A 505-nucleotide genomic window follows, 5' to 3' on the forward strand; every position below is an offset into this window, starting at 1 on the left:
GTCCTCGAACAACTCGTTCTGTATTGCATCTGTCCACTACGATTTCGACACAGGGAAAACGGTAGTCGGCACCGCCCTCGAATGTATTCCACTTGACGGCAGGAAGGTCAACTTCAACCTGATCTACCTGAACGTGATTCTGAAGTTGGCGCGCGATACGAATGCGGTGGGCATGGTTGCCGACCAGTGGCAGTCGATCGATTTGTTGCAGCGAATCCGGGAAGACATGGGTCTGAATCCGCTTGGGAAGCCCCGGTGTCTGCCGCGCCAGTACAGCCCGCGCCGCAAGGAATTCGATGCGTGCCATGCGATGATTGCCTCAAAGAACTTGATATTTCCGACTGTGACGGAAGCCGAGGGTACACGAATCATGGCTGGTGGTATTGAGGACTACCGAACAGAATTCATGAATCGACCTGTTCCACACATCATGCACCAGATGATTACGGTACGTGACGTGGGGCCGGAAAAGACGCCAGAAAAGGGTGAAGGGTATACGGACGAC

1 protein-coding gene is annotated in these 505 nt (G+C 53.9%); it reads right to left on the reverse strand.

Going from position 1 to position 505, the window contains the following annotated elements:
• Window positions 1-307: hypothetical protein (locus tag AC1RO3_RS08520; RefSeq protein ID WP_481764005.1), on the reverse strand; the 307-nt coding region annotated here is incomplete at its 3' end.
• Between the last annotated feature and the right edge of the window lie 198 nt (window positions 308-505).

It is taken from the genome of Dellaglioa sp. CoH-57-MRSF-19 (genome assembly GCF_056781975.1).